This is a genomic window from Clostridium sp. (assembly GCF_036569345.1).
Lineage (GTDB): Bacteria > Bacillota > Clostridia > Clostridiales > Clostridiaceae > Clostridium_AD.
The window spans coordinates 1-3,103 of the sequence record NZ_DATCQT010000050.1 but is presented as its reverse complement, the minus strand read 5'-3'; the positions used below and the strand labels follow the sequence as shown (position 1 = coordinate 3,103).

Genomic DNA, 3,103 nt, shown 5'->3' with positions numbered 1-3,103 from the left:
TCATTCTAGGGAAGTAGCATAATTTAGAATAAAAGAATACCTAAATTATCCATTGTTCGTGTTTCGAAATGGTCTTTTTGTTGTGCAACAAAATCATCAACTGCTTTTTAAAATTTGTGCTTGACTTTAATTAGCTGGTCTTTTCTTTATGTAACGTATTTAGTATTAATGGAGGGGATAGAATGATATTAGGGGGAATGGACCCAAGTTTTAGTAGAATAGTCTTATCTATTATGTAGCAAGCTCAGCCAAGGCGTCGCAAAGATCCCGGGGGTTGTGAACGGCACGTGAACAACTAGAAAGAAACCAACTTATATTTGCTATAAAATATAAAAAGATATAATGTAAAAATATACAAAACATGCTATAATTTCTATAAATTCAAGTCGAGATTTATTAAAATGTGAACTACTGAATATTTATAAACTGAACGTCAGAGAATAAGCAGGGATGAAATGAAAAATGGAGGTATTATGAATAAACGAGAGAAAATTAAAACAGCCTTTTTATATGGTGTTTTCATTTGTTACATATTTTTGTTAATTAAGATATTGTTCTTATCAAGAATTCCGTATTTGGAGCATAGGTCAATCAATCTCATTCCTTTTTATAGTATAATGGAATATATATCTGGCAGAACTGCGAATATAAAAGCATTTGCTTTTGGTAATGTGGTTGGCAATATAGTTATTTTTACTCCCCTTGGTACATATTGGTCATTATTCAAAAATGATAAAAGAGTAATAACCAATTTGTTGTTTATATTTATAGTGAGTTTGTTTGTTGAAATTATTCAGGGGTTTTTAGGCATTGGAGCATCAGACATTGATGATATAATACTAAATTGTTTGGGTGGATTGATTGGTATTTTAGGGTATAAGTTTTTATTGTTTATATTACGAGATGAGAAAAAAGTACATACTGCAATCACAATACTATCTGCTATCGGATTACCTTGTATATTATATTATTTATTCATGGTGAGAATGAGATTCTAAATATCTTTATTGCATATTCAAGAAGATACCCTACACAAAAGGAACGTAGAAATTAAGCATAATCTACAGCAAACTTAATGCACAAAATTTTAATAAAGCGTCATAACTACTAAAACCGAATAATCTGAGAGGCATTGATACAAAAGCACAATTAATAACCATTCAACTTTGCCAGTTCCTTCCACGAAATATCAGGATGTGTGTACCGCTTCCTGTTTTTTGTTTTGTCCTTGTAGTTGATGGCTTTCGCCGGGCAATGCTGAATACAGGCTAAGCATTGTTCACAGTGGTGTTTAAAATATGGTTTTTTGTCCTGATCCAAATCAATGTTGTTTACCGGGCAGACTTTTTGACAGATACCGCAATGAGTACACGCGTCGGATACATTGAAATGCTTATCCATATGATGGATAAAGTGCATAATTCCCTTATACATAAGTTGCTGGAACGGTTTGATTCTCAATGCAGTCAGATCGACAGTCCTATTTTTAATGTTACCGATGATTGGCTCCAAATCGCGGGCCGATTGCCGCGTTTCCTCTTCAACGGTATCATGCATGTCAAACATGATGATATAGTTTGAAAACATATCGAGTTTTTTAGCGTAACTGAGCGTGATCCCTTTTCGCTTCATCAAATTGCGCAGTTGAACTGTAGAATTTCCGGCGCGTTCAACACTCCCGCAGGTAGCAACAGCAAAAAAGTAGGCGTTCTTGTTATTTTGAAAATCAAATTGCGAAACAAAATCCTGGACCCTTGCAGGCACCCCCCGGTTATAAGTCGGATAGACAAAACCAATGACATCGTATTCACCCGTCAGGGTATATTCCTTATGGCAGCCCATGGATACAATTTCGCAGTTTTCCAGTTCTTCTGAGATTTTCTTTGCGGCCCATAAGCTGTTGCCTGTTCCTGAAAAGACGAAAATGATGTTTTTTCTCATTATATTACCCCCTCGTAAGGCGTGGTATCGTGAGCATATTTACATATGCTGATCTCTGGATCGTTAGAGCATTATTTCCTTCAATCATAGAAAGCACCGCCTTAAAAACTAAATTTCATTAATATAAAAATTCCTATAAAACTGACACTTGAACTGTTCTTATTAGAAGTAAATGCACTTATAAAATCAATATTAAATAAATAGCTAATAAGACGATACATAAAATAAGTGCATAATACAATTATAATCATACGTTTCTTATCATTAAAATTATTTGAAATATTTTTTCTACCTTTTTTAAGTGTTTTAGGATACTTTCTAAAGTTAAGAGATACAATTGTTGTCAATATTATACATAAAATATTGATTACTTCAATTTTAAACATTCTATAGTCCAAATTTTTTCCCTCCAAATTAATGTCTTATTTTATTGAACAATATCCTACTACTCTTAGCAATTTCAGTCGCAAGCTCCTTCAAAAAATTCCCTGGGGTATGTGAATAAACTATGAATATGAGCTATTTTTAAGAGAGGTTATATTCAACTGATTTTCTATATAATGTTCGTCTTGATATTCCAAGATATTTAGCTGTTTTTGTTTTGTTGTACTTATTGATATCTAGTGCTTTTATCATCTTTTCTTTATCACCTAAATTCACCGTATTTTTATCATTTATAACTATTGTAGCAGAATTATGAGGATAGAGTTTAGATTCATCATAAAGTTGCAAGTCAGTGTTAAAATAAAGTTTTATATGGTTTAAAGTTATTATTGCATCATCATAAATTTGAATTGTACCTTCCAAAAAGTTTTGTAATTCACGTACATTCCCTGGCCGTGTATAGGTAACAAAAAAATCTTTAGCCTCAGGGGAAAGAGTAACTGGAAGTTTGTTTATTCTCTCACAAATAAGATTTATAAAGTTATTTGCTAGGAGAAGAATATCTTCTTTTCTTTCTCTTAATGGAGGTATATTTATCCTTATAATTGCAAGGCGATAGAAAAGATCTTCTCTAAATTGTTTTTGTTTTATTTTCTCTTTTAAATTTTTATTTGTAGCTGTAATTATTCTTACATCAACACTTGTTGAAATATTGCTCCCAATCCTCATAAAATTTTTTTGTTCTATAACTCTTAAAAGTATAGCTTGAAGATCAAGC

The 3,103-nt window shown here is 32.0% G+C and carries 4 protein-coding genes; 1 reads left to right on the top strand and 3 read right to left on the bottom strand.

All coding sequences use genetic code 11. From position 1 onward, the window contains the following. The first annotated feature begins 473 nt into the window (after nucleotides 1-473). Complete coding sequence (locus VIM70_RS04865; RefSeq protein WP_331944607.1) at nucleotides 474-998, top strand: VanZ family protein; 525 nt, start codon at nucleotides 474-476, stop codon at nucleotides 996-998. A 151-nt stretch (nucleotides 999-1,149) separates the two neighbouring features. Here the strand turns inward: VIM70_RS04865 and VIM70_RS04860 are convergent, their stop codons facing one another. The 3 genes from VIM70_RS04860 to VIM70_RS04850 form a co-directional block, all read right to left on the bottom strand. Beyond that, nucleotides 1,150-1,941 carry an EFR1 family ferrodoxin gene (locus tag VIM70_RS04860; RefSeq protein ID WP_331944606.1) on the bottom strand — a complete coding sequence of 264 codons (792 nt, stop codon included), beginning with the start codon at nucleotides 1,939-1,941 and terminating at the stop codon, nucleotides 1,150-1,152. 101 nt (nucleotides 1,942-2,042) lie between these two features. After that, nucleotides 2,043-2,339, bottom strand: a complete 297-nt coding sequence (locus tag VIM70_RS04855) for a hypothetical protein (protein WP_331944605.1) — start codon at nucleotides 2,337-2,339, stop codon at nucleotides 2,043-2,045. Between the two features lie 127 nt (nucleotides 2,340-2,466). Further along, a partial coding sequence (locus tag VIM70_RS04850; RefSeq protein WP_331944604.1) for a sigma 54-interacting transcriptional regulator occupies nucleotides 2,467-3,103 on the bottom strand: 637 nt, incomplete at its 5' end.